Source organism: Longicatena sp. 210702-DFI.1.196 (assembly GCF_020563125.1).
Classification (GTDB): Bacteria; Bacillota_I; Bacilli_A; order Erysipelotrichales; family Erysipelotrichaceae; genus Longicatena; species Longicatena caecimuris.
On sequence record NZ_JAJCPX010000018.1, the window covers coordinates 1 to 22267 of the forward strand.

Below are 22267 nucleotides of genomic sequence, written 5' to 3' on the forward strand. Positions count from 1 at the left end.
CCTGTGACCTGCCGGTTAACAGCCGGATGCTCTACCAACTGAGCTATTAAGGCACATGGTGACGCGTACGGGATTCGAACCCGTGAGTGCATGCGTGAAAGGCATGTGAGTTAACCGTTTCTCCAACGCGCCACAATCTATTTATCGCACTTCGCAAGTGCCATATTATAATATCATATAGAATATGATAACGCAATACTTTTTTCAACTTTTTTGAAAAATTCTTTTTATAAAATCAAGCAGAAACGGCCATGTCTCAAAGTGCCGATAACCGACATTCATAAAATACGAATATCGAATGAAAAGGAATAGAAGTTTCCCCTTGTTTTAGGTATAATTAAAAAGATGAAAAGGTGATAAAACAATATGAAAAAAATATTATTTTTAACAACAGGAGGAACCATTGCCTCTAGTGAAAGTGAAGAAGGTTTAGTACCTGCTTTAACAAGTGAAGAGTTAATTGGATATTTAGGGCATCATCAGCAATACGCAAAAATTTACTGTGAAGATTTATTGCGCCTAGATTCTAGTAATATGCAACCGGAAGAATGGTTGTTAATAGCGAAACGTATTTACGAAGTTGTACCAGAATATGATGGTATTGTATTGACGCATGGTACAGATACCATGGCATATACGGCAAGCGCTTTATCCTTTATGTTGGAAAATCTCCCCATCCCGGTCATTGTGACAGGTTCACAATTGCCCTTACAACATCCCCTCAGTGATGGTGTTGACAATATTCGCTGTGCGTTTCATGCAGCTATGCAGGATGCTTTAACAGGTGTATATGTTTGTTTTAATCGTCAGCTGATTCTTGGCACCAGAGCGGTTAAAGTAAGAACAATGCATCTAAATGCATTTGAAAGTGTAAATGTTCCGCCAGTTGGTTTAGTTAGCGCTAGAGGCATGACGCTACAACAACCATTACTGATACATCCTCGTGGTAAATTTAGACTCAATGAAACATTATGTGAGCAAGTATTTTTGTTGAAACTAACTCCAGGAATCAATCCTGATATCTTCGATATGTTGTTACAGATGAATTATAAAGGCGTGGTTATTGAGGCTTTTGGTGCAGGTGGGATGCATTTTGAACGCCGCGATCTGATCCAAAAACTAGAAATGATGGTAGAAAAAGGCATTAGCGTAGTTGCATGCAGTCAATGCCTTTATGAAAATAGCGATTTCTCCATCTATCAAACGGGACAGAAAGTATTACAAAAAGGTGTGATACAAGGCTTAGATATGACAAGTGAAGCAGCGCTCACAAAATTAATGTGGGCATTGGGAAAGAGTCAAGATCCAAAAGTGGTGAAAGCTTTATTTGAAACCAATTTGGTAAACGAAATCACGCTATAATCAAAAAAGCGATATAATATGCTAATTTTTCTTATTTTATGATACATGTAAAAAGCATAGTTGAATGAAGGATAGTCATGCTTAAGGCTTTTTAATCATCTAAGATGGAAAAAAGCGTGTTATTTATCGCTTTTTTTATGCTGTACTTGTTTCATATAAGGAAGGGAATACCTTATAGGATACATGATACTTCAGATTTATCGTTTCTTAACCTCACCTTAATGCGCTTTCGCAAATCCTAACAGCACATTGATGACTTTTTCGTTAAGATAAAGGTGTAAAAAGGAAGGCGATCATGATGCTAGAAATTATCGGTAGTGTAATAGGTGTGTGCGTAGCCGCCTCTTTGATTTCTATCATATATAGTATAATGAAATCTGTCATCGATACCAAACCATCGCACATGAAATAAGAGAAATAGGATGAAAATAAAGAGCTTTTTTGTGTATTCACCTACTGCTTATGATTCTACAAAACGATATCCTACACCGACTTCCGTGATGATGTAGCGAGGATGGGCACTGTCCTTTTCGATTTTCCTACGAATATTTGCCATAAAGACTCGCAAGGATTGTGAATCCTCAGTTGTGCTATATCCCCAAATCTTACGAATAATAAAGCTATGTGTTAAAACTTTACCGGCATTTTCAACTAATAATACGAGTAATTTATATTCAATAGGCGTCATATGAATTTCTTTATCCTCAACAAATACTTTATATTTCTCAAAATCGATTTTCAATGTATCCATCGTAAATACTTTTGTCTTGATAACATCACTTGTTTTCTTGCGTAAAGCTACTCGCACACGTGCTAATAACTCATTTATATGAAATGGTTTCGTGATATAATCATCCGCTCCATGATCCAAAGCTTCCACTTTTTCCTGTTCCTGTCCACGTGCAGATACGACTAAAATCGCAACCTCACTCTGTGCGCGTATCTGAGAAAGTACCTCCATTCCATCAATATCAGGAAGTCCTAGGTCCAGTAAGATCAAATCAGGGTTATCTGTCATATATAAGGAAATGCCTTCAATACCTGTTTCAGCGCTGATAACTTTATAATCCTTTGTTTCTAATGAGATACGTAAAAATCGCTGAATACTTTTATCATCTTCTATCAATAATATTTTATCCTTCATGGAAATTCCTCCTTACAAGTAAAAACCCAATATTGCACCATGACCGTCTGCTCTATTATGAGCGTAAATGGTTCCTCCATGTGCTTCGATAATCGCTTTGGAAATGGATAAGCCTAGACCAACACCGCGTTTTGCGTCTGAACGTTCACTTTTCGTTGTCACAAAACTGTCAAAAAGTGTATCGATTATGTTATCAGGAATGCCATTGCCATCATCACTCACTTCAAAACAGGCTTTTCCTTTCTTTTGTGTATAATAAATATCAATATGGGAAGTTGGTTGTGTATGTTTGATTGCATTATCAATAAAATTAACCAGCACTTGTATAATGAGCTGTCCGTCCATATTTACTAATTGTATTGTTTCAGGAAGATGAGCAGAAAGGGTATGACTTCCTTTGCGTGATTCACAGCGTTGTAAAGCTTCGCAAATAATATCATCTACAACTTCATAATGCTTGCTCAATAACAAACGACCATCTTGAATACGCGTCATATTTAACAGGTTTTCTACTAATTGAGTTAGCCACTGAGCATCATTACTGATGCTTTTCATCAGCTTTTTTTTCATTCCAGAGTCAAAAACATCATCATTTTCTAACAATACGGCACTCGAACCAGCGATATTCGTTAGCGGTGTACGCAAATCGTGTGATAATGAACGTAGTAAATTATTGCGTAGTTTCTCTTTTTCAATAGCAATGCGGCTTTGTTCCTGCTGTGCATATAATTGTTCGCGTTCTAAAGCCATAACCATTTGTGCAATCAGCGTATGAATGAATAATTCATTTTCTTTAGTAAGCTCTGGGGTATGAGAAATAGCATATACGCCAAGTATTTCTTCACCATGGCATAGTGGATGATAGCTCCATTGTTCATTGCCATTTATGGCAGTAGCATGTCCGCAAACTTTTTGATGTTTATAGCACCATGCGGCAAGCTCGTCAACAACATGTAATGCCAGAGGCATAGCAGCATCCTGATAACGTTGCAGCTGTTTACTTTTTTCATCATAATAGTATAAGACACTTATGATATTTTGATTTTCATAAAGAGCATGTATAGTATGCATGAAAATAGTTTGGATTCCTGAAAGATTTAAAAAGGATTTGGATATTTCATAAAAGGCCAATGTCTGTTGCTCATTATAGCGAGCAATCGCCGCATGCTTTTGCAATTTTCCCATTAAAATATTCGTGATGATGGAAACAATGAGAAAGATGATGATGGTGATGATATAATTCGGATCATGGATATGCAGGGAATATAACGGCTGGGTAAAGCAATAATTAAAGGTGATGATACTGATGAAGCTAGAAGCGATGCCCCATACCAGCTGTTTCGTTTCGATGACGATAAAAAGGACACCCAGCAAATAAATCATGATGATATTTTCGGTACGGATATGCAGTTCGACAAAGAATAAAGAAACAAGTGTGCATATAAAAATGATTGCTGTGGTGATAAAGAAATGACGCAAAAGCGTTGTAACATTTTTATTTTTCATTTTCATGACCTCATTATAACAGATTTCTAAGCTTTTTTCAGTGTATGAAGATAGTGATACCCATCTTTACGCAGTCGTAAAATGGCCAGGATGACAACATAAATCTCTAATCTTCCCACAAACATTCCAAAGGTTCCAATCCATAAGATGGCATCAGCAGCATGATAATTCATGATGCCGGTGGATAAGCCGACCGTACTAAGGGCACTGGAAAATTCAAACATGGCATCTTGTAAAGAAAATCCAAAAAGGCTCAATAGCAGACTTCCTAAGAGAAAAATAACCAGATACATAAAGATATAAGTTGAACAGGAAAAGATTTCTGCGGATTCTATTTTTTCTTTGCGTTCTACCTTATAGATCTTATGGGTATAAAGCATTTTTTGGGAATGAAACAGCGAACGAAGATGCCACATGACATGTTTTATCATGACATAAACACGATATTGCTTGATACCTCCCGCCGTAGAACCGATACCTCCACCAATCAGCTGTAAGATGATCATAATAAGCATGAAGGAGGCAGGCAATCCCTGAAAGGAAGACATGGTTTGAAAGCCGGTTGTTGTCAAAGCAGAGATGACTTGAAAGGCTGCCAAACGGAAGCTATCTCCAAATCGATATTGTAAGTTATTAACCAAAAGGAAAGCAATAATTGGAATAGCAAAGGCAATGAGAATAAATTGAAAACGAATCTCACAGTAATAGAAAAAATTACGAAATTTTCCGCGTAATAGAAATAAATGGGCAAGAAAATTAATGTTTCCTAAAATCATCAAGACCATCGTAATAATCTCAATCGAAATGCTGTGGTAATGTGCAATGCTATCGGCTTGATTTGAGAAACCGCCAGTAGATAAAGCACCAATGGAATGGATGATGGCATCAAAGATTGGCATGCCACAGATAACGTATAACAGCACACCGGCACTAATATAACAAAAATAGATGATGAGAATGATGCGAGCACTTTTTATGACATTCGGCAATAGACGATCACTATGACCTTCTGCATTGTAAAGGCGCATACCATATGTATCACTTAATACTGAAAGCATGATTACTACCAACCCTACGCCGCCAAAGAAAAGGATGGTACTGCGATGCATGAGAAATAAATGTGAGGTATGCGTTACATCGACAACGCTTAACCCGGTAGTGCTCCAGCCGCTGGTCGTTTCAAAGACCGCTCTGGTAAAATCATAATGACCGCTTAACATGAAAGGAAATGCGGTAATTACAATGGCAAGCAGCCAACAAGAAACAACAATGACAGCATCTTGATTGCGGGCTAATCTACCTTTTTCCTTGCCACGAATCAGTTGATAGAAAAGAAAACCGACCAAGATACTGATCATACCCGGTAACAGAAAATAGATTGCTTCTTTTCCATCTTGTGGATAAAAGAATAACGTCAGCAACGGTAACAGGGTAATGCCCCCAATCAGCATGCATAGCATACCTAAATAGCCTAGAATCAAACGATAGCCTTGGATAGGCTGTGGTTGTATCGTGACAATCTTCATAAAGAAACTCCTTGAGAAAAGATGGATAATACGCTGTCTTGCGTTTGGGAATCGCTTAGGATAAGCAGCTTATCCTGTTCTAATAATTCGGTATCTCCATTGGGCACGATCATCCGCAGTTTACGTAAGATGCAGCAGATGATGGCATTGGCTGGCATATTGTGTAGATCTTTAATCTTATGATGAATAACCTTACAGTCTTTTGTTAGCAACAATTCACTCATGACAATATTTTCATGTGCTAGCGTAAGCGAATTCACAAGATTTTCAATCGTACTCGCTTGTTCGATGATTTTCGATATCGTATAGGTAGCGGATATCGTGGTATTGACACCAAGTGATCGAAATACCTTAACATTCTTTGGATTGGCAACGGTTGCCACAACTTTTTTCACATGGAAACTTTTTTTGGCATATTGACAGATGGTCAAATTGTCTGCATCACTGGGACGAAGCGCAATTAAAATATCAGCATCCTCAATATCTGCTTCCTCTAAGATGTAACGTTTACAAGGATTACCGGTGATGATGGGAATGTTATATTTCTCAGATAAATAAGCACAATAGCTTTCTTCATCATTGATGACGATAACTTCATGTTGCTTTTCTAAAAGTGAACCAATCAGGAAGTCTGCTTTATTGCGACCTCCGGCTACTACGATTTTCATTTATGCATACATCTCCTTTAATTGAATATGACTGATTCTGATAAATTCTTGCATACTTAATTTTGCCGGATAAATTGCCTGAATATTTGTATCCTTTAACAATTCTTCCTTATCCGGATCATTTAAGCGAATATATACCTGTTGGATATGGAAGATCATGTTGGCAATCTGAGCAATCATACAGTTGACATTATCACTATCAGTAGCAACAACGACGATATCTGCGTTAGCTATGCCACAGCTTTGCAGCATGTCAAGATCACTGGCATCGCCGATAACCTGAAAGCCGCTAAACGTTTCTCTTAAACGGCGAAATGCTTTTTCATCTTTATCAATCACGGTTACATCAAAGCCTTCTTGACTTAAGCTGGAAGCCATACAAGAGCCTAAACGGCCACAGCCGGCAATCAGAATGGATGTGTGTCCATGGTGTTTTATAAATTTCATATACAATACCTTCACTTTCTTTGCCATCATCTTAGCAGATGGGATATAAAGATGGCATGAAGTTCTTATAAAGGATGTTAAGAAAACATAAAGATGCTATAAAGCGAAAAGGGCAAAGGAAAAAGCTGCTTTTATAGGAAAGAAACAGCTGTCGAAACTTAGGATGTAAGTGTTTATTGTATATGGGATGATGCATCTTTTATAAAGGCTTCATTTAGTTTTGAAGTACAGATGTTTTAGCTATTTATATCAATTGACAATTTATTTTGACAATGTTAATATAGAGATGGTGATAAGATGAAAGATGAACAGGGATTTTTAGGTTTTCATTGTCCACGATGGCGAGAGCTGCCGGATATGGATTTATATATGGATCAAGTCGTAACCCTTTTAAACTCCTCCTTGCAGCTGTTTACCCAGCCACATCAAGGGAAACCCATTACAAGTACGATGATCAATAACTATGTCAAACATGGCATTGTCAATGCACCAATAAAAAAGCGTTATATGAAACGCCATGTAGCTTATTTATTTGTTGTATGTATCTTAAAGACAGTGTATTCCATGGAGGAAATCAGTAATCTGATCAGTGTACAGGTTGAAAAATATCCACAGGATCAAGCATACGATTATTTTTGCGCTGAATTAGAATGCTGTCTGACCTGTATTTTTTCGCATAAAAAGGTGCGGCATATTCCAAGTGATGATGAAGGAAGTGCTATCGTAGATTTGATTCGCAATACGATACAATCCATAGCGTATACGGCTTATGTCAGAGAAACGCTGCAGGAACGTTTACTAAAAGTGAATGAACATCCTGTCGATGATAAATAAAGTGTGATAACCAGAGCAATCTTTCTGTATAAGAGAGATGATGGGGAAACACTTTTTTTGTGTTTTCCATTGTGAATTCTTCATATACTGTACTAGCAAGAAGGGGGAATTACGATGAGCTATCTATTCCTGATATGTATAGGAGCAATTGTCATTCTATGCGCCTATGTACAGTATCTTTGGGCGAAGCAACGCAAACGTTATTTATTTTTATTGCCATTACTATTCATTCTTTTAACATTTATCTTTGGTTTTATTTCTTTATTATTTGCCTTCGTACTCATCTTTATTGCACAATTGGCAAGTAAGGAGCCTATTCGTCCATCACATAAACACGGTGGTTGTTGAGAGCAAGAATATAATGCTGTGATGCCATCCATACATGGTTTAAATAATCTCTGGTACGAATCGATAAGAAGTCATGGAAAAGCTGCACTTCATAACCGCAGCCTTTTTGTTTTGCGCCTGTTTCAACATGTTGAAACGCCGGAACATCAATGAAAAAACAATGAGCATACGTTTTTTCACATAATGCTGCATCGTTATGCAAATGCCCACTGAAATAACAAATGTTGGGATACTTGTGTAAGATCATTTTTAACTCTTCTTTTTGTTTTTGACTGTCGCTGTTTACGTAAAGGTCTGAAAGAGGATGATGACAAAAGAGTAAAATGGGTTTTGTTGGGTCATCCTGTTTTAGTTTTTGCCTTAACCATGTTAATTGATCTTGAAATAAGATACCATGCTGCTTTGTGGCAAGTTGGGGATTTAAAACATAGATATGAATCCCATTCCAATATTCATCATAATACACATGTTTATGATGGCGTAGAATCATAGAACGATATAAAGGATGAATATGAATACCGCGGTGTTGTATATTGTAAATATCATGATTACCCAAAGCAATCACATATTGAAAAGGAAATTCCTGTAGCTGTGAAAGGACATTTTTCCACTGAAAAGCATAACCGTTATTTGTAAAATCACCGACGATGGCAACATGTTTCACATCACGCTGCCAAATATCTTCCAATGCCGTTTCTAAATGCAGGTTGCGCCATGGTAAAGTGATATGTAAATCTGCCAAAACATCAAACGTCAGTAAACTAGATTCATTTTGTATACGGTTTTGATACAAAACTTGTGCTTGCTTCATAAGGCATCCTCCTTTTTTCCTAGTGTGGTTGTATTCAAGAGGATTATGAATACTTTATGAAGTTAGATGGTGAAATGAACGCTACAAGTAGGAATTAATTTGTGAACTTGTAAGTAAATTGGTAAGATCATAAAACAAAAAAATATTGTATATATATGAGAATACTTTATGCTAAAATAGAAAACGAAAGAGAAAGGTGATCACTTTATGGATTATGCAAAAGAATCTTTACGCCTGCATGCACAATGGCAGGGTAAGCTAGATATTCAGCCGAAAATGCAAATAACAAATCGTGATGATTTGTCACTAGCCTATACGCCCGGTGTTGCAGCACCTTGTTTGGAAATTCAAAAAGATCCACAGAAAAGCTATACCTTAACCGGTAGAGGAAATACAGTAGCAGTTATTACCGATGGAACTGCTGTGCTTGGCTTAGGTGATATTGGTCCGGAAGCCGGTATGCCGGTCATGGAAGGTAAGTGTGTCTTATTTAAAGAATTTGGCGGAGTAAATGCGATACCGTTATGTATCCGCAGTAAAGATACTGAGGAAATTGTAAATACAATTGCTTTATTAGCAGGTAGCTTTGGCGGTATTAACCTAGAAGATATCGCTGCACCGCGTTGTTTTGAAATAGAGAAACGTTTGAAGGAAGTGTGTGATATTCCCGTCTTTCATGATGATCAGCATGGTACAGCCATTGTTGTGGCCAGCGCACTGTTAAATGCGTTAAAGGTTGTAAACAAGCCTATGGGCAGTGTACGTATCGTTATCAATGGTGCCGGTAGTGCCGGTTGTGCCATTGCGAAACTATTGTTAGATATGCACTTTGGTGAAGTGTTATTGGTAGATAAAGCAGGTATTTTAAACATCCATAGCACATTAACCAGCGGCCAGCAGAGAATCTTGGATATCACAAAGTGTGAGCGACAGGGAACACTAGCAGATGCTATGAAAGATGCCGATGTTTTTATTGGGGTAAGTGCGCCACATATCGTTTCCCAGGAAATGGTGCGTTCTATGAAAGCAGGGGCTGTTGTTTTCCCTATGGCGAATCCAGTTCCTGAAATCATGCCTGATGAAGCTTTGGCAGCAGGGGCAGCTGTGGTAGGTACCGGTCGCAGTGATTTTCCAAATCAGATCAACAATGTATTGGCATTCCCAGGAATCTTTAAAGGAGCTTTAGCTGTACAGGCGAGTGATATTAATGAAGAGATGAAGATAGCTGCTGCTTATGGCATAGCCTCCCTGATTCAGGAAGAAGAATTAAATAAGGAGTATATCATTCCTAGTGCCTTGGATAAACGTGTGGCTGATGCTGTAGCCGAAGCAGTAATGCAGGCGGCACGTGAAAGCGGAGTAGCCCGTAAATAAATATAGGTGACACAAATAAGCATAAAATGCTATTTATAGGATATGGATGCTTAAGCACAAGAAAACCGATTTGCCAGACACAGTTTATGTAACTGTAATAAGCAAACCGGTTTTTTGATAATGCAGCGATTTACATGGTATTGCAGTTTCAAATGAGTGCTAAAGTGCTAATAGCTATTGTATATGAGGATAACGCAAATCAGTCATGCCTCGAACATTAGCATTTTTTCTAGAATAGCTATTGCATATGAGGATAACGCAAAGACAATTAGATAAACTGCTACAAATGATGATAAAGGATAAAAGGCCAATGATAAAAACTGTGTTATACTTATAAATAATATGTTTTTTAAGAAGGGAATCGGTGATATAGAAAATGAAACGAAACATCTTAGATGCGCATATGCATCTGCCTTATGATTGTAAGTCTTTTGCGGATAAAAGAAGTACTCTATTAAAAGAAATGCAAACCAATCAGATTACGAAAGGTATCGTTATCAGCGATTCTTCTTTAGAAAGCACGATCGGCTCCTTACAGGAATGTGTAGAATTGTTTGCCCATGATGAACATATTGCGATTGTTGGAGGCATTAGTCCTTTCTTTACCTATGAAAAACAACTAAGACTCTTAGAAAAATATTTACAGGAGAAACGTGTCGTTGGCATAAAATTATTTTGCGGACATGAGCAGTTTTATCTGTATGATGAACGATTATTACCGGTTTATGATTTAGCAAGAACTTATCAAGTACCTATCCTTTATCACAGTGAAGGACATACCTCACCTTACGCCAGCTTAGCCAGTACACAAATGGCAGTAAAACAGCATCCTGACATCACCTTTGTTTGCTGTCATTGCCATTATCCGGATGTAGCGGATTGTTTTGCGGCTTATGAAGATACAACAAATATGATCTTTGATATGTCTAGCTTAGCTGATCAATGGATCTACTTGCCAAGCATGAAGAAAGAAATAGAAAAATTTTTATACAAGCATCCTAATCGTATCATGTTTGGTTCTGATTATGCAGGATGCAATCAATTGGATCATTTACAATTTGCGTTATCTCTTGCCATGGATGAACAAACCAAAAACAAGCTGTTGTATGAAACAGCTTGTAAGGTATATAAAATATAAGAATGTAGGATTGCATGCTAGATGCAAAGTCAGCTACTTTACCATCTTTTTAGCGTCTACGTAACGATCAAACTGCTCTTCATCAAGATAGCCTAAATGCAGGCAGGCTGCTTTTAAGGTCAAATTGTTTTCATAAGCATAACGGGCGGTTTTGGCAGCTTTCTCATAGCCGATATAAGGATTTAAGGCAGTTACGAGCATCAAGGATTGTTGTAGGTACGCTTCCATCTTTTCCTGATTTGGCTGTAAACCTGCTACACAATGAATACGGAAGGAACGTAAAGCATCACACATCAGTGTACAAGATTGCAAGAAATTATAGATGATGACCGGCATAAAAACATTCAACTCGAAATTACCTTGACTTGCCGCAAAGCCAATCGTCGCATCATTGCCCATGACCTGAACAGCACACATGGTCATCGCTTCACATTGGGTAGGATTTACTTTTCCCGGCATAATGCTGGAGCCCGGCTCATTTTCAGGAATGCGGATTTCACCCAAGCCACAGCGCGGTCCACTTGCCAACCAACGGATATCGTTGGCTATTTTCATACAATTAGCAGCCAATGCTTTGATAGCACCATGAGCAAAAACTAAGTCATCTTTTGCCGTTAGGGCATGAAATTTATTGGGATCGGCAATAAACGACATAGCCAGCTGCTGTGAAAGCTGGGCACTGACATCTTCATCGAAATGTTCAGGAGCGTTTAGTCCTGTACCTACCGCTGTACCTCCGATGGCAAGCTTACCTAAGGAGTCAATTGCTTTTTGCAACATATCCACATTGTTTTCCAGCATTCCACGCCATCCACTGATTTCATCACTGAAACGTAAAGGGGTAGCATCCTGCAAATGGGTGCGTCCTATTTTTATAATATCATGATACTCTTTTTCTAGTTGTTTCATACAAAGGATCATTTCGTTGATTTCTGGAAGCACCTCTTTTTGTAATACGGTTACTGCCGCAATATGCATGGCACTGGGGAAGGTGTCATTAGAACTTTGTGATTGATTCACATCATCATTGGGATGCAGTAGTTTTTTACCAGCTAAATGATTCCCACGATTTGCAATTACTTCATTCACATTCATATTGCTCTGGGTGCCGCTGCCGGTTTGCCAAACGGATAAAGGAAAGTGTTCATCCAGTTTACCGGTTAGGATCTCATCACAGACACGTAAGATCATTTCGGCTTTCTCTTCATTTAAAGTGCCATTTTTTAAGTTAACTTTTGCGGCTGCCATTTTTAAATGGGCAAATGCATAAATTACGGCAAATGGCATTTTTTCATCGCTGATCTTGAAATTCTGATAACTGCGCTGGGTCTGCGCACCCCAATAGCGATCAGTAGGTACCTCTATTTCACCCATGGAGTCATGTTCTACTCGTGTATTCATAAGGATCTTCCTTTCTTTTTGCGTTCTCATTTTAACAGATGTCAGATAAAAAGAAAAGATACCACATACGGTATCTACACTAATGAGAAGGAAAAGAAATAAACTAACACGCTGCATAAGACAACAACAATGCCACCGATGCTGCAGCCCACAATACCGGTAACTAAACCGGCAACGGCTCTGCCGCTATGTAAGGAGCGATTGCTTAATACAATGGCGATAATACCACAAATGACGGCGATGACCCCTGTTAAGATCCCTGCTACCATCCAAAAAAATGGAAGGATCATTGCTATGACACTGATGGAGGTTGCTACAATACCCACACTCATTGATGCGATGGCTTTTCCTTTTGGTTGCATAGATAAAACCTCCTTTTATACGGTATATTTTAAGATTGACAGGAAGATAAGTCAAGATTTACTTTCAACTAACGATTTTGTAAGACTATTGTAAGCATATTCGATGGTCTTTTTATCGTTCCTTCTTTATACTGATAGCAAGAAAGGAACGTGATAATATGAAAAAACTAAGTGCTGTATTAGGGGTGGGGATTGTTACGTGGCTATTATTTCACAAACACCAAAAAAGACTTTAAGCCTATACAATTATGAAAAAAGCCGTAATCGGCTTTTTATCATTTACTCAGCAATTTGGTAATCATCATCTAATACTTTGATCTGGCTGTCACCAACAATAAAGTAATGTGGATAATGATACAATAAATTCTTATTTACAAAAGAGATACTGCCTAGCAATACATCTACTTCTTCAATAGAAGTGCGGCGCATTAAATCAGTGATATAGTTAAAGTCTGTCTTCATCGTTTTATAATGTTCATCCGCAAAGCTATAAATATCTTTCTCAGGAATGAAGTGGGTAGCACGGCTTAATGGTTTTACGATATTGCGTGCATACGCTGGAGCACTTATTTCATAACCATTCATGCTTAATGGTGTTCCATATTCTACAATAGCCTTAATGATACGCGCATTATCCACAACTTTACCAAAAGAATCATCTTTTACATTAATGACAAATTTACGTCCTTCCGCAAATTGACGGATATGATATTCGTTTTGGAAAAACAGATACATGTGATGATTTAAAACGGTTGCCATCTCTTCCTTTACAGGTTCATAACCTACCCATCCGCCAAAATCATTCACATCAGCGATCTCAATTCCATACATAACTTGTTTCATAAGAGTTCCTCCTGTTTTATTCTCTATACCATTATACCTCTTTTATGTTCTTTTTTTCACTAATTCATAAATTTTTTCAAACTATCAATATCAATTGTAAAAAATATCAGAAATTATAGTATAATAATAAAAAGGGATATACCGTAAGTGGTGTACTTAAGGGGTAATGATATGGAAAAGAAACAACGCTATTGTCCAAGCTGCGGAGCAAAGACAAATGATGCGGTTTGTGAGATCTGCGGCAGACACACAAAGCCAATCAGTGAACGTTATCATGAAAAGAATCTTTATATCGTAGAGGATGATATAGCATCAAATGAAGAACGTCAATATAGAAATGAGCAGAAGGAAAAAGAAAAAAAGACAATTGAAAATGCGGCTTCCTATGAGCGGCAAGCACAGCATCCAAACTATGAGTATAAAGAATTTAAACATCCAGAATTTGAAAAGCCGAAATTTGAACACCCCAGAATGAAGTTTGAAAGGGGAAAACGGCAGCGCCAAGCTCATATTTATAAAGAAGATAAGCGCCAAGGGCCATCAACTATATTGAAAAATGCTATGGGGATCATCATTTTCGTCCTATTGCTTATTGCTTTCATTGCTTATAACGTCTTTGCATCATCGTCGCATGAGTTTGAAGATTATAATAATGACAGTGCCTATACAGAATTAAGCAATGATGCATTGGTGAACGATCATCCGGTTACGAAAATTGATTGTAGCGTTGAAAAAGGTAAGGTCATCCTTACGAATCCAAGCGATTATGTCATCAACGGTTTTTTGAATGATAAGGCGATAACTCATGTGATTGTGTTTCCGCAACAACAATTGCGCATGGAACTGCAGGATGTAGCGGGGGCATGTCCTTTTGATGGAACAGAGGAAAGCAGTCTGCTAATTGATAAACCGGAAATATCCTATCGTTACGAAACACGAATTACGAAAGATAATGTTCGTACGAGTAAACTGTATGTGCATGATGCTTTAAGTGATGAGGAACTAGAAAGTATTTGCCATTATTTATTGAGTTATGGTATATATCAACAGTTATCTGATGAAGAAAGAATTTCGTTTTATGTTGAAAAAGAGCCTAAAAAGCTGTTAAAGAATGTCAAAATGAATTATTCCGATGAAACATTCACGTATGTGAGTGAGGATAACGGGACCATCACAGTTTCATCATAATCGTAAATATCGAGGGAAAGGACTTCCTAAATCATAAAGTTAGTGGTAATATAATATAGAAAAAAAGGAGTATATGTTATGAAAAATGCAATTCGTTTGAGTGAAGAAATCTCTAAAAATGTGACGACTCGAAAATTTGTGACGACGAAGATTGAATATTTCTGTGAATCAGAAGATGATACGAAAACATTGACGGATAATATTACGCGTGTTCTTACCAAAAATTTAGGAGATACCAATCTGGCTAAAATCACTTATGAATATTATCCAAGTGAGAAGAAAGTCGAAGTTGAAATTATTGAACATATGTAAAAAAATGGAGTGTATTTTTTAAGAAATACATTCCATCTTTTATTTTGTGTTTTTAGCGTGCTAGGGCTTCTTCAATTTCAACGACATACATCGTATGGTAGTCTTTTAATGGATAGTTTTTCTCAATTAAGGAGCTATCCAAGAAGCACGCTTCGCTTAATTCTTGTGCATACAGCTTACGGCATACCAGTACCGTATTCGCTTCTTCAAAGTAAGGAACATCATGGTGATGAGCAATATGGAAACCGGCTTTTGTGATCTTATCTTCATCTTTTCCCGAAACAGTACCGCAATAACTTAATTGCTTGCGATACTCTTCATCATAAAAGGATAATGTCAATCGCTCACTTCCATCGATAAATTCCTTCGTATAGCGGGGCGGACGGATAAAGATATAAGCGACTTTTTTGTTCCATAAAATTCCCATACCACCCCAGGAAGCGGTCATGGTGTTGACACGTCCATCCTTTTCTGCTGTTACCAGCATCCACTCTTTGCCAATCATGGTAAAGACATCTCCATGCAGTTTTTCTGGCTCTATGATTTGTAAAGCGTTCATAATAAACACTCCTTTCTGTTATGATGCTATTATAGTTTATGCAGAAAGCATTTGGCAAGTAGCATGAAAATATGAATTTATTGTGTATTTTTAAAACTTAAGATAAGATATAGAAAAGTGGAGGTAGTTACTCATGAAAATTACGTATTTACATCACAGTGCCTTTCTTATTGAATTAAAACATCATCTGCTATTGTTTGATTGGGTCAATACGCCACTTTGTGAACTACCGAAAGATAAGCCACTATATGTCTTTGTCTCTCATCATCATGAAGATCATTTCCATGAAGCGATTTTCACATTAGCCAAAATTCATCCAGATGTACATTATCTGATCAGTGATGATGTTCCTTGTAAGGATCGTAAGGACGTTTTGGTATGCGCTTGTGACCAGATATATGAAGTGGATGATTTGCAAGTAAAAACGATTGCATCCACAGATGAAGGGGTTGCTTTCCTTGTGATGTGTGAACAAAATATCATCTATCATGCAGGAGATTTAAATTGGTGGGATTGGGGCGAGGAAGACAGTGAAGAAGAGGCTCAACAAATGGAAACAGCATATCGTAAAGCAATGAAAAAACTTAGTCGTTACCAGATGGATGTGGCATTTTTACCAGTTGATCCACGTCTTATTAAAGGGTTTTATAAAGGTGTCAGCTGTTTTATGCAGTATAGTGATGCAAAGCATATCATCCCGATGCATATGTGGGATCAATATGATATAGTAGAGAAATTATGTAAAAGAGATGAAGTAAAAGCATATGCAAAGCGTATCCAAAAGATTAGAAAAGATATGGAAACGTTTACAATATAACGGAATCCGGTAGCCATTTTTATGAAAATATGATATATTTGAAAGTACGAAGAGGAAAGATAAAGGGTGATAAAGATGATGGATGAAAAGCAAATAGTAAAACATGCGCTAGATGATTATCAGAGAATTACCGGACTGCGCTCTTATATCGTTGAGGATAATACGGTGATTCAGAGTGCATCAGAGAAAAATTATTTTTGTAAATGTCTTAAGATTTCAAGCAAGGCATTGGAAAAGTGTGAAGAATGTACAAAGGAAACGTATGAAAATGCACGCCAGATTGATAAGGAATGTATTTATTCTTGTCATGCTGGTTTGATTAAATGGGCGGTTCCTGTTAATTATAAGGAGTATCATTGTGTGATTGTATCGGAAGGCATCTTAGCACAAAAACAAAAAGAAGAGGCGGATCGCTGGGCAAATTATCTCAGCAGTGAATATAAACTTGATGAAGGTATGTTGTTGCATAATTTTAAGGTTATTAAAACAATGGATGAGTCAGAAATGAATGCCTCTATTCAATTATTAAAGGATCTTTTGAACTATCATTTCACATTTGCAAAAGGAATGTAAGATAAATAAGTATATAACCGTAACAGTATAGAAAATGCCGTATCATTTCTATTGATGTTACGGTTTTTACTTGGAAACAGATATGAAAAATCATAACATACACATATTTGGTAAGAAAAAGGAAGGTTTTGGGCGTTTTAATGTTATCTTTAGCTTACTTACGCTATACTATATGTAATAAAGTGAGGTGTTATGATGGAAATTACAAATCCATATCTGTTAGCGGCACTGGGAACTGGTTTTACCTTTCTTATGACAACTTTGGGTGCGGCAATGGTTTTTTTCTTTCGTAAAGATATAAAAGCAAATGTACAATCAATTTTTCTTGGGTTTGCGGCAGGTGTCATGATAGCCGCAAGTGTTTGGAGCTTATTAATCCCTGCCATGGAACAAGCAGAAGAATTAGGGATGATTCCTTGGCTTCCAGCAGCTGGAGGTTTTATCCTAGGTGGTATTTTTCTGTTTGGCTTAGATCATGCTTTACCTCATCTACATCCAGGCAGTGAGAAACCGGAAGGTCCAACATCTTCACTAAAGCGAACAACCTTGCTGGTATTTGCCGTAACATTGCACAATATACCAGAGGGCATGGCAGTAGGACTAGCATTTGCCATGTCTTTACAAACTGGGGCATCGGTAACATTAGCGGCAGCCATTTCCTTAGCTCTTGGCATAGGTTTGCAAAACTTTCCGGAAGGTGCGGCTATTTCGCTTCCCTTAAAGAAAGAAGGATGTTCAAATGGCAAAGCATTCCTATATGGTTCCTTAAGCGGTATCGTAGAGCCCATAGCAGGAATTGCGACCGTCGCCATTGTGCAGGGTGCGACATTGGTCATGCCATGGCTGTTATCATTTGCGGCAGGTGCCATGTTGTATGTTGTGGTAGAGGAACTAATACCACAGGCGCATTTAGGAGAACATACCCATGCGGGAACAGCTGGCGTGATGTTTGGTTTCCTTCTGATGATGGTCATGGATGTAGCTTTAGGTTAGAAATAAATAGGGTGAAAAAAGTACAGAATGAAAAAATCTGTACTTTTTTCATTTCTCAGCCAAAAATAGATAAATTTGTGTTAAAATAAGAATAATGATAACACTTACATATGCGAAGGGAGAAGAGCTATGATAAAGAAACTGCAGGATCTGCAACAACATATCCAACAGGAAAAACGTAAATATAACCATTTAAGCGCAACCAGAATGTATGAGCTGATTCAAGCTTATGTAAAAGCGCAGATGCAATCGGCACCAATACACCAAAGTGAGCGTAAGCTCTACTATATTTCAGCAGAATTTCTGTTAGGAAAGATGCTTACAAGCAATTTAGTTAATTTAGGTTTATTAGATGAAATGCAAGAATTGGTGCAGAAAGAAGGATTTGCATGGTCGCAGATTCAAGATGAGGAAATGGAACCATCCTTAGGGAACGGAGGTTTAGGCCGATTGGCTGCTTGTTTCCTTGACTCAATTGCATCCTTACAGCGCAATGGAGACGGTATCGGCTTATATTATCATTTTGGATTATTTGAACAGAAATTTGAAAACAATAAACAAGTAGAATTACCAAATCGCTGGATCGGTAAAACTTCCTGGTTTACGAAAAAAGAAGTCAATTATCGCGTTCCCTATAAAAACGGCTGGCTGAAACCAATCTTATATGATATGGAAGTCATCGGTGAGCATGGCACTCGCAACACCTTGCATCTATTTGATGTAGAAAGTGTTGATGAATCAATTGTTCACGATGGTATCCAATTTGATAAAACAGCCATTGAAAAAAATCTAACGTTATTCTTATATCCGGATGACAGTGATGAAGCAGGCCGAAAGTTACGGATTTATCAACAATACTTTATGGTATCCTGTGCTGCCCAGATGATTTTAGAAGAAGCTTTACAACACCAATGGGATCTGCGCCATCTGCATGAACATGTCATCATTCAAATCAATGATACCCATCCGACAATGGTAATCTTAGAACTTATTCGTCTTTTGCAAAAGAGAGGTCTATTGCTTGCTGAAGCTATTGAAGTCGTCTCCGGTATGTGTGCATATACAAATCATACGATCTTAGCCGAAGCATTAGAAACCTGGCCTTATGCTTACTTGCAAGACGTTGTACCACAATTAATGAATATTATAGAAACACTGGATGTGATGATGAAAGAACGCAGTAAAAAAGCAAGTACTGCTATTATAGATGCAAACCGCAATGTGCATATGGCCAATATTGACATTCATATCGGTAAAAGTGTCAATGGTGTTGCGGCCATTCATACTGATATATTAAAACAAAGCGAATTGAAAGATTTCTATGCCTTATATCCTACGAAATTTAACAATAAGACGAATGGTATTACCTTTCGACGCTGGTTAAGTGGATGTAATACGCAACTACATCATTATTTATGTGATTTGTTGAAAAAAGATCCATCTTCCCATCCTGAAATATTAAAAGAATTGGTAAAGTATGCGCATGATGAAACCGTAATTGCAGATATTATGGCAATTAAACAGGAAAAGAAAATGGAATGGATTGCGCATATGAAAAAGAAACAGCAAATAACCTTAAACCCTTATGCTGTTTTTGATACACAGGTCAAACGTTTGCATGAATATAAGCGCCAGCAAATGAATGCGTTATATATTATTCATAAGCTTTTGCAAATTCGTGACAACGAACTGCCGCCACGTCCGATCAACATAATTTTCGGAGCGAAAGCAGCTTGCGCCTATACAATTGCCAAGGACATCATACATGCTTTATTATGTTTGCAAGAACTTATCGCAAAGGATGAAAAGGTATCTCCATATCTGCAATTGTGTTTTATTGAAAACTATAATGTCAGTGAAGCTGAATTTATCATCCCAGCCAGTGATATTTCTGAACAGATTTCACTTGCATCGAAAGAAGCCAGTGGTACCGGTAATATGAAATTCATGTTAAATGGCGCTGTGACATTGGGCACAAATGATGGTGCGAATGTGGAAATAGCGGACTTGGTAGGTCAAGAGAATATCTATACCTTTGGCAAAGATAGCGATACTGTAATCGCTCATTATGCAAACCAAGATTATGTGGCAAAGGATATTTATGAAGGAAGTGAACATGTAAAAACGTTGGTTGACTTCCTTATCAGTGATGAAATGCTACGTGTTGGAGATCCGGTCAGTCTAACACGGTTGCATCATGAATTAATTCATAAGGACTGGTTCATGACATTGTTAGATGTAGAAGAGTATATAGTATGTAAAGAAAAGATGTTGCAAGATTATGAAAAGCAAACGGACTGGGGCAGAAAAATGCTGATGAATATCGCTATGAGCGGTTTCTTCTCTAGTGATCGAACGATTCAAGAGTATGACAGGGATATCTGGAAATTGTCTTAGAGGAGGGGTCACATGGAACGGACTACAGGAATCTTACTACCGATTTTTTCACTGCCGTCAAATCAGGGTATCGGTGATTTTGGCAAGCATACGTATCGCTTGATTGATGCAATCGCAAAGCAGCATATTCATATTTGGCAGATATTGCCATTGAATCCTGTCGGATATGGGAATTCACCATATCAGCCGTATTCTTCCTTTGCCGGAGATGAGCTATACATCAGTATAGATACATTAGCTGATTATGGGCTTTTAAAACAAAGCTCTATTCGTAACTATAATAAATTTAGTGAACGTGTAGATTATGAAGGCGTGCGCAAATTCAAAGAGCCTTATTTAAGAAAGGCATTTAAAACGTTTCAAAAAAATTTTCATGAGTTTGAACAGGAGTATCAACTGTTTACGTCACAATCAGAATGGCTGTATCCATATGCGGTCTTTATTACCTTAAAGAAACAAAATGATGATAAGCCTTGGCAACAATGGCCTAAGGAGCAACGGGAGTGGATCATTGATCGCCACTACTCTTTACAAAGCCTTGAAAATGAAATCCGTTATGAGGAGTTTCTACAATTTATCTTTTATAAACAATGGGCAGGCATAAAAGAATATGCGAATGCCAAAGGTGTTAAGATTATGGGTGATATGCCATTCTATGTCGGTTTAGACAGTGCCGATGTGTGGCAACGTCAAGAAGAATTCTTATTGGATGCAGATGGTTATCCAACTTTTATCGCCGGAGTACCACCTGACTATTTCAGTGAGGATGGTCAACGTTGGGGAAATCCAATTTATCATTGGAAACAGATGAAAAAGCAGCATTATGATTTCTGGATGAAGCGTTTAGCATGGAGTGCTGCCAACTTTGATATCACCCGTATCGATCATTTTCGGGCATTTGATACGTATTGGAAGATTCCGGTGGAATGTCCTACGGCACAGGTTGGAGAATGGATAAGCGGACCGGCTTATGACTTCTTTGATGAAGTATATCGTCAGATGCCTGATATTCAAATCGTCGCTGAAGATTTGGGTGATTTGCGCAAGCAGGTGCATAAGCTGCGAGATCATTATCACTTATTAGGAATGAATGTTGCTGAATTTGAATTGGTTCCAAAGCAATTAAAGAAAAAACGCAGAGAGCATGTGATTTTATATACCGGCACTCATGATAATGATACGCTGGAAGGTTTTTATCAAGATTTACCGCAAAACCGTAAAATTGCACTGCGTAGATATTTTCACAACTGTGGCTATGAAAACCGTAATTTCCACGAACTGGTTATTCGCTATTGCCTAAACAGTGCGGCAGAAGTTGTCATCTTACCAGTACAGGATATTCTGGGATTGAAAAAAGAAGGCAGGATCAATACACCGGGGACAATAGGTTCACCTAATTGGGAATGGAAACTGAAGAACTTAAAAACCTTTTATGAATTGTTACCAAAGCTTGGTGATTGGATCAGGGAAACCGGCAGAGATCATTAAGTAATGATGCTAAATCATCATTTCATGAGGAACGGAAAAATTTCTTATTCAGAATCGTCATATATAAAAAGGCAAATTAGTTTGCCTTTTTATATTCCTTCCCATGCTATAATTCTAAGTTTTGTGACACAAAGCAAAAAGCTGATATAGTAATTTATTTATAGTGAAAATCAAAA

General features: G+C 37.7%; 22 protein-coding genes and 1 tRNA gene. 12 read left to right on the forward strand and 11 right to left on the reverse strand.

The features are described 5' to 3' along the window. Positions 1-56: 56 nt before the first annotated feature. Positions 57-132, reverse strand: a tRNA-Glu gene (locus tag LI241_RS08765). A 234-nt stretch (positions 133-366) separates the two neighbouring features. Between LI241_RS08765 and LI241_RS08770 the strand changes: the two genes are divergently transcribed. Next, on the forward strand, positions 367-1362 hold the full coding sequence (locus LI241_RS08770; protein ID WP_008687440.1) for an asparaginase: 996 nt from the start codon (positions 367-369) through the stop codon (positions 1360-1362). Positions 1363-1822: 460 nt separating this feature from the next. On the opposite strand, the gene LI241_RS08775 is transcribed toward LI241_RS08770, so the two are convergent. Genes LI241_RS08775 through LI241_RS08795 form a run of 5 tightly spaced genes read right to left on the reverse strand, consistent with a single transcriptional unit; the run spans position 1823 to position 6653 of the window. Next, a complete protein-coding gene (locus tag LI241_RS08775; RefSeq protein ID WP_008687442.1) occupies positions 1823-2506 on the reverse strand; it encodes a response regulator in 684 nt (227 codons plus the stop codon). Positions 2507-2518: 12 nt separating this feature from the next. Further along, positions 2519-4012, reverse strand: coding sequence for a DUF4118 domain-containing protein (locus LI241_RS08780; protein WP_008687445.1), 1494 nt, complete (start codon positions 4010-4012; stop codon positions 2519-2521). A 26-nt stretch (positions 4013-4038) separates the two neighbouring features. Beyond that, the gene (locus LI241_RS08785) at positions 4039-5538 is read right to left on the reverse strand and encodes a TrkH family potassium uptake protein (protein ID WP_008687446.1); all 1500 of its coding nucleotides are present in this window, start codon (positions 5536-5538) and stop codon (positions 4039-4041) included. Beyond that, on the reverse strand, positions 5535-6206 hold the full coding sequence (locus LI241_RS08790; RefSeq protein ID WP_008687447.1) for a TrkA family potassium uptake protein: 672 nt from the start codon (positions 6204-6206) through the stop codon (positions 5535-5537). The genes LI241_RS08785 and LI241_RS08790 overlap by 4 nt, the downstream gene beginning before the upstream one ends. Continuing rightward, positions 6207-6653 (reverse strand): TrkA family potassium uptake protein, encoded by a 447-nt coding sequence (locus LI241_RS08795; RefSeq protein ID WP_008687448.1) that lies wholly within the window; start codon positions 6651-6653, stop codon positions 6207-6209. Positions 6654-6950: 297 nt separating this feature from the next. Between LI241_RS08795 and LI241_RS08800 the strand changes: the two genes are divergently transcribed. Together LI241_RS08800 and LI241_RS08805 are read left to right on the forward strand one after the other, a co-directional pair. After that, on the forward strand, positions 6951-7487 hold the full coding sequence (locus tag LI241_RS08800) for a DUF1836 domain-containing protein (protein WP_008687449.1): 537 nt from the start codon (positions 6951-6953) through the stop codon (positions 7485-7487). Positions 7488-7601: 114 nt separating this feature from the next. Beyond that, entirely contained in the window at positions 7602-7835 is a 234-nt protein-coding gene (locus tag LI241_RS08805; RefSeq protein WP_008687450.1) for a hypothetical protein, read from the forward strand. Here LI241_RS08805 and LI241_RS08810 read toward each other — a convergent pair. Next, on the reverse strand, positions 7801-8646 hold the full coding sequence (locus tag LI241_RS08810) for a metallophosphoesterase (RefSeq protein WP_008687451.1): 846 nt from the start codon (positions 8644-8646) through the stop codon (positions 7801-7803). The genes LI241_RS08805 and LI241_RS08810 overlap by 35 nt on opposite strands. 207 nt (positions 8647-8853) lie before the next feature. On the opposite strand from LI241_RS08810, the gene LI241_RS08815 reads away from it, so the two are divergent. Continuing rightward, entirely contained in the window at positions 8854-10020 is a 1167-nt protein-coding gene (locus tag LI241_RS08815; protein ID WP_008687452.1) for an NADP-dependent malic enzyme, read from the forward strand. Between the two features lie 376 nt (positions 10021-10396). Continuing rightward, on the forward strand, positions 10397-11158 hold the full coding sequence (locus LI241_RS08820; RefSeq protein WP_008687453.1) for an amidohydrolase family protein: 762 nt from the start codon (positions 10397-10399) through the stop codon (positions 11156-11158). A 33-nt stretch (positions 11159-11191) separates the two neighbouring features. Here the strand turns inward: LI241_RS08820 and fumC are convergent, their stop codons facing one another. From fumC to LI241_RS08835, 3 genes are all read right to left on the reverse strand, one after another. Further along, positions 11192-12559, reverse strand: coding sequence for a class II fumarate hydratase (gene fumC, locus LI241_RS08825; RefSeq protein ID WP_008687455.1), 1368 nt, complete (start codon positions 12557-12559; stop codon positions 11192-11194). 74 nt (positions 12560-12633) lie between these two features. After that, positions 12634-12921 (reverse strand): hypothetical protein, encoded by a 288-nt coding sequence (locus tag LI241_RS08830; protein WP_008687456.1) that lies wholly within the window; start codon positions 12919-12921, stop codon positions 12634-12636. A 279-nt stretch (positions 12922-13200) separates the two neighbouring features. Further along, positions 13201-13764 (reverse strand): hypothetical protein, encoded by a 564-nt coding sequence (locus LI241_RS08835; protein ID WP_008687457.1) that lies wholly within the window; start codon positions 13762-13764, stop codon positions 13201-13203. Positions 13765-13935: 171 nt separating this feature from the next. Between LI241_RS08835 and LI241_RS08840 the strand changes: the two genes are divergently transcribed. Next, positions 13936-14952, forward strand: a complete 1017-nt coding sequence (locus tag LI241_RS08840; protein WP_008687458.1) for a hypothetical protein — start codon at positions 13936-13938, stop codon at positions 14950-14952. 78 nt (positions 14953-15030) lie between these two features. Next, entirely contained in the window at positions 15031-15264 is a 234-nt protein-coding gene (locus tag LI241_RS08845; protein ID WP_008687461.1) for a hypothetical protein, read from the forward strand. A 52-nt stretch (positions 15265-15316) separates the two neighbouring features. Here the strand turns inward: LI241_RS08845 and LI241_RS08850 are convergent, their stop codons facing one another. After that, entirely contained in the window at positions 15317-15823 is a 507-nt protein-coding gene (locus LI241_RS08850) for a flavin reductase family protein (RefSeq protein WP_227151159.1), read from the reverse strand. 133 nt (positions 15824-15956) lie between these two features. Here LI241_RS08850 and LI241_RS08855 point away from each other — a divergent pair, with 133 nt between their 5' ends. The 5 genes from LI241_RS08855 (at position 15957) to malQ (ending at position 22091) form a co-directional block, all read left to right on the forward strand. Then, the gene (locus LI241_RS08855) at positions 15957-16640 is read left to right on the forward strand and encodes an MBL fold metallo-hydrolase (protein WP_008687464.1); all 684 of its coding nucleotides are present in this window, start codon (positions 15957-15959) and stop codon (positions 16638-16640) included. A gap of 78 nt (positions 16641-16718) precedes the next feature. Then, positions 16719-17213 carry a PocR ligand-binding domain-containing protein gene (locus LI241_RS08860; protein WP_026006735.1) on the forward strand — a complete coding sequence of 165 codons (495 nt, stop codon included), beginning with the start codon at positions 16719-16721 and terminating at the stop codon, positions 17211-17213. A gap of 195 nt (positions 17214-17408) precedes the next feature. Further along, on the forward strand, positions 17409-18206 hold the full coding sequence (locus tag LI241_RS08865; protein WP_008687468.1) for a ZIP family metal transporter: 798 nt from the start codon (positions 17409-17411) through the stop codon (positions 18204-18206). 129 nt (positions 18207-18335) lie between these two features. Next, a complete protein-coding gene (gene glgP / locus LI241_RS08870; RefSeq protein WP_008687469.1) occupies positions 18336-20603 on the forward strand; it encodes a glycogen/starch/alpha-glucan family phosphorylase in 2268 nt (755 codons plus the stop codon). Positions 20604-20615: 12 nt separating this feature from the next. After that, positions 20616-22091 carry a 4-alpha-glucanotransferase gene (gene malQ / locus LI241_RS08875; protein WP_008687470.1) on the forward strand — a complete coding sequence of 492 codons (1476 nt, stop codon included), beginning with the start codon at positions 20616-20618 and terminating at the stop codon, positions 22089-22091. The last annotated feature ends 176 nt before the right edge of the window (positions 22092-22267 follow it).

Coding starts and splice junctions, on each gene's coding strand:
- LI241_RS08770 (WP_008687440.1), top strand. CDS start 367: ATGAAAAAAATATTATTTTTAACAACAGGAGGAACCATTGCCTCTAGT.
- LI241_RS08775 (WP_008687442.1), bottom strand. CDS start 2,506: ATGAAGGATAAAATATTATTGATAGAAGATGATAAAAGTATTCAGCGA.
- LI241_RS08780 (WP_008687445.1), bottom strand. CDS start 4,012: ATGAAAAATAAAAATGTTACAACGCTTTTGCGTCATTTCTTTATCACC.
- LI241_RS08785 (WP_008687446.1), bottom strand. CDS start 5,538: ATGAAGATTGTCACGATACAACCACAGCCTATCCAAGGCTATCGTTTG.
- LI241_RS08790 (WP_008687447.1), bottom strand. CDS start 6,206: ATGAAAATCGTAGTAGCCGGAGGTCGCAATAAAGCAGACTTCCTGATT.
- LI241_RS08795 (WP_008687448.1), bottom strand. CDS start 6,653: ATGAAATTTATAAAACACCATGGACACACATCCATTCTGATTGCCGGC.
- LI241_RS08800 (WP_008687449.1), top strand. CDS start 6,951: ATGAAAGATGAACAGGGATTTTTAGGTTTTCATTGTCCACGATGGCGA.
- LI241_RS08805 (WP_008687450.1), top strand. CDS start 7,602: ATGAGCTATCTATTCCTGATATGTATAGGAGCAATTGTCATTCTATGC.
- LI241_RS08810 (WP_008687451.1), bottom strand. CDS start 8,646: ATGAAGCAAGCACAAGTTTTGTATCAAAACCGTATACAAAATGAATCT.
- LI241_RS08815 (WP_008687452.1), top strand. CDS start 8,854: ATGGATTATGCAAAAGAATCTTTACGCCTGCATGCACAATGGCAGGGT.
- LI241_RS08820 (WP_008687453.1), top strand. CDS start 10,397: ATGAAACGAAACATCTTAGATGCGCATATGCATCTGCCTTATGATTGT.
- fumC (WP_008687455.1), bottom strand. CDS start 12,559: ATGAATACACGAGTAGAACATGACTCCATGGGTGAAATAGAGGTACCT.
- LI241_RS08830 (WP_008687456.1), bottom strand. CDS start 12,921: ATGCAACCAAAAGGAAAAGCCATCGCATCAATGAGTGTGGGTATTGTA.
- LI241_RS08835 (WP_008687457.1), bottom strand. CDS start 13,764: ATGAAACAAGTTATGTATGGAATTGAGATCGCTGATGTGAATGATTTT.
- LI241_RS08840 (WP_008687458.1), top strand. CDS start 13,936: ATGGAAAAGAAACAACGCTATTGTCCAAGCTGCGGAGCAAAGACAAAT.
- LI241_RS08845 (WP_008687461.1), top strand. CDS start 15,031: ATGAAAAATGCAATTCGTTTGAGTGAAGAAATCTCTAAAAATGTGACG.
- LI241_RS08850 (WP_227151159.1), bottom strand. CDS start 15,823: ATGAACGCTTTACAAATCATAGAGCCAGAAAAACTGCATGGAGATGTC.
- LI241_RS08855 (WP_008687464.1), top strand. CDS start 15,957: ATGAAAATTACGTATTTACATCACAGTGCCTTTCTTATTGAATTAAAA.
- LI241_RS08860 (WP_026006735.1), top strand. CDS start 16,719: ATGGATGAAAAGCAAATAGTAAAACATGCGCTAGATGATTATCAGAGA.
- LI241_RS08865 (WP_008687468.1), top strand. CDS start 17,409: ATGGAAATTACAAATCCATATCTGTTAGCGGCACTGGGAACTGGTTTT.
- glgP (WP_008687469.1), top strand. CDS start 18,336: ATGATAAAGAAACTGCAGGATCTGCAACAACATATCCAACAGGAAAAA.
- malQ (WP_008687470.1), top strand. CDS start 20,616: ATGGAACGGACTACAGGAATCTTACTACCGATTTTTTCACTGCCGTCA.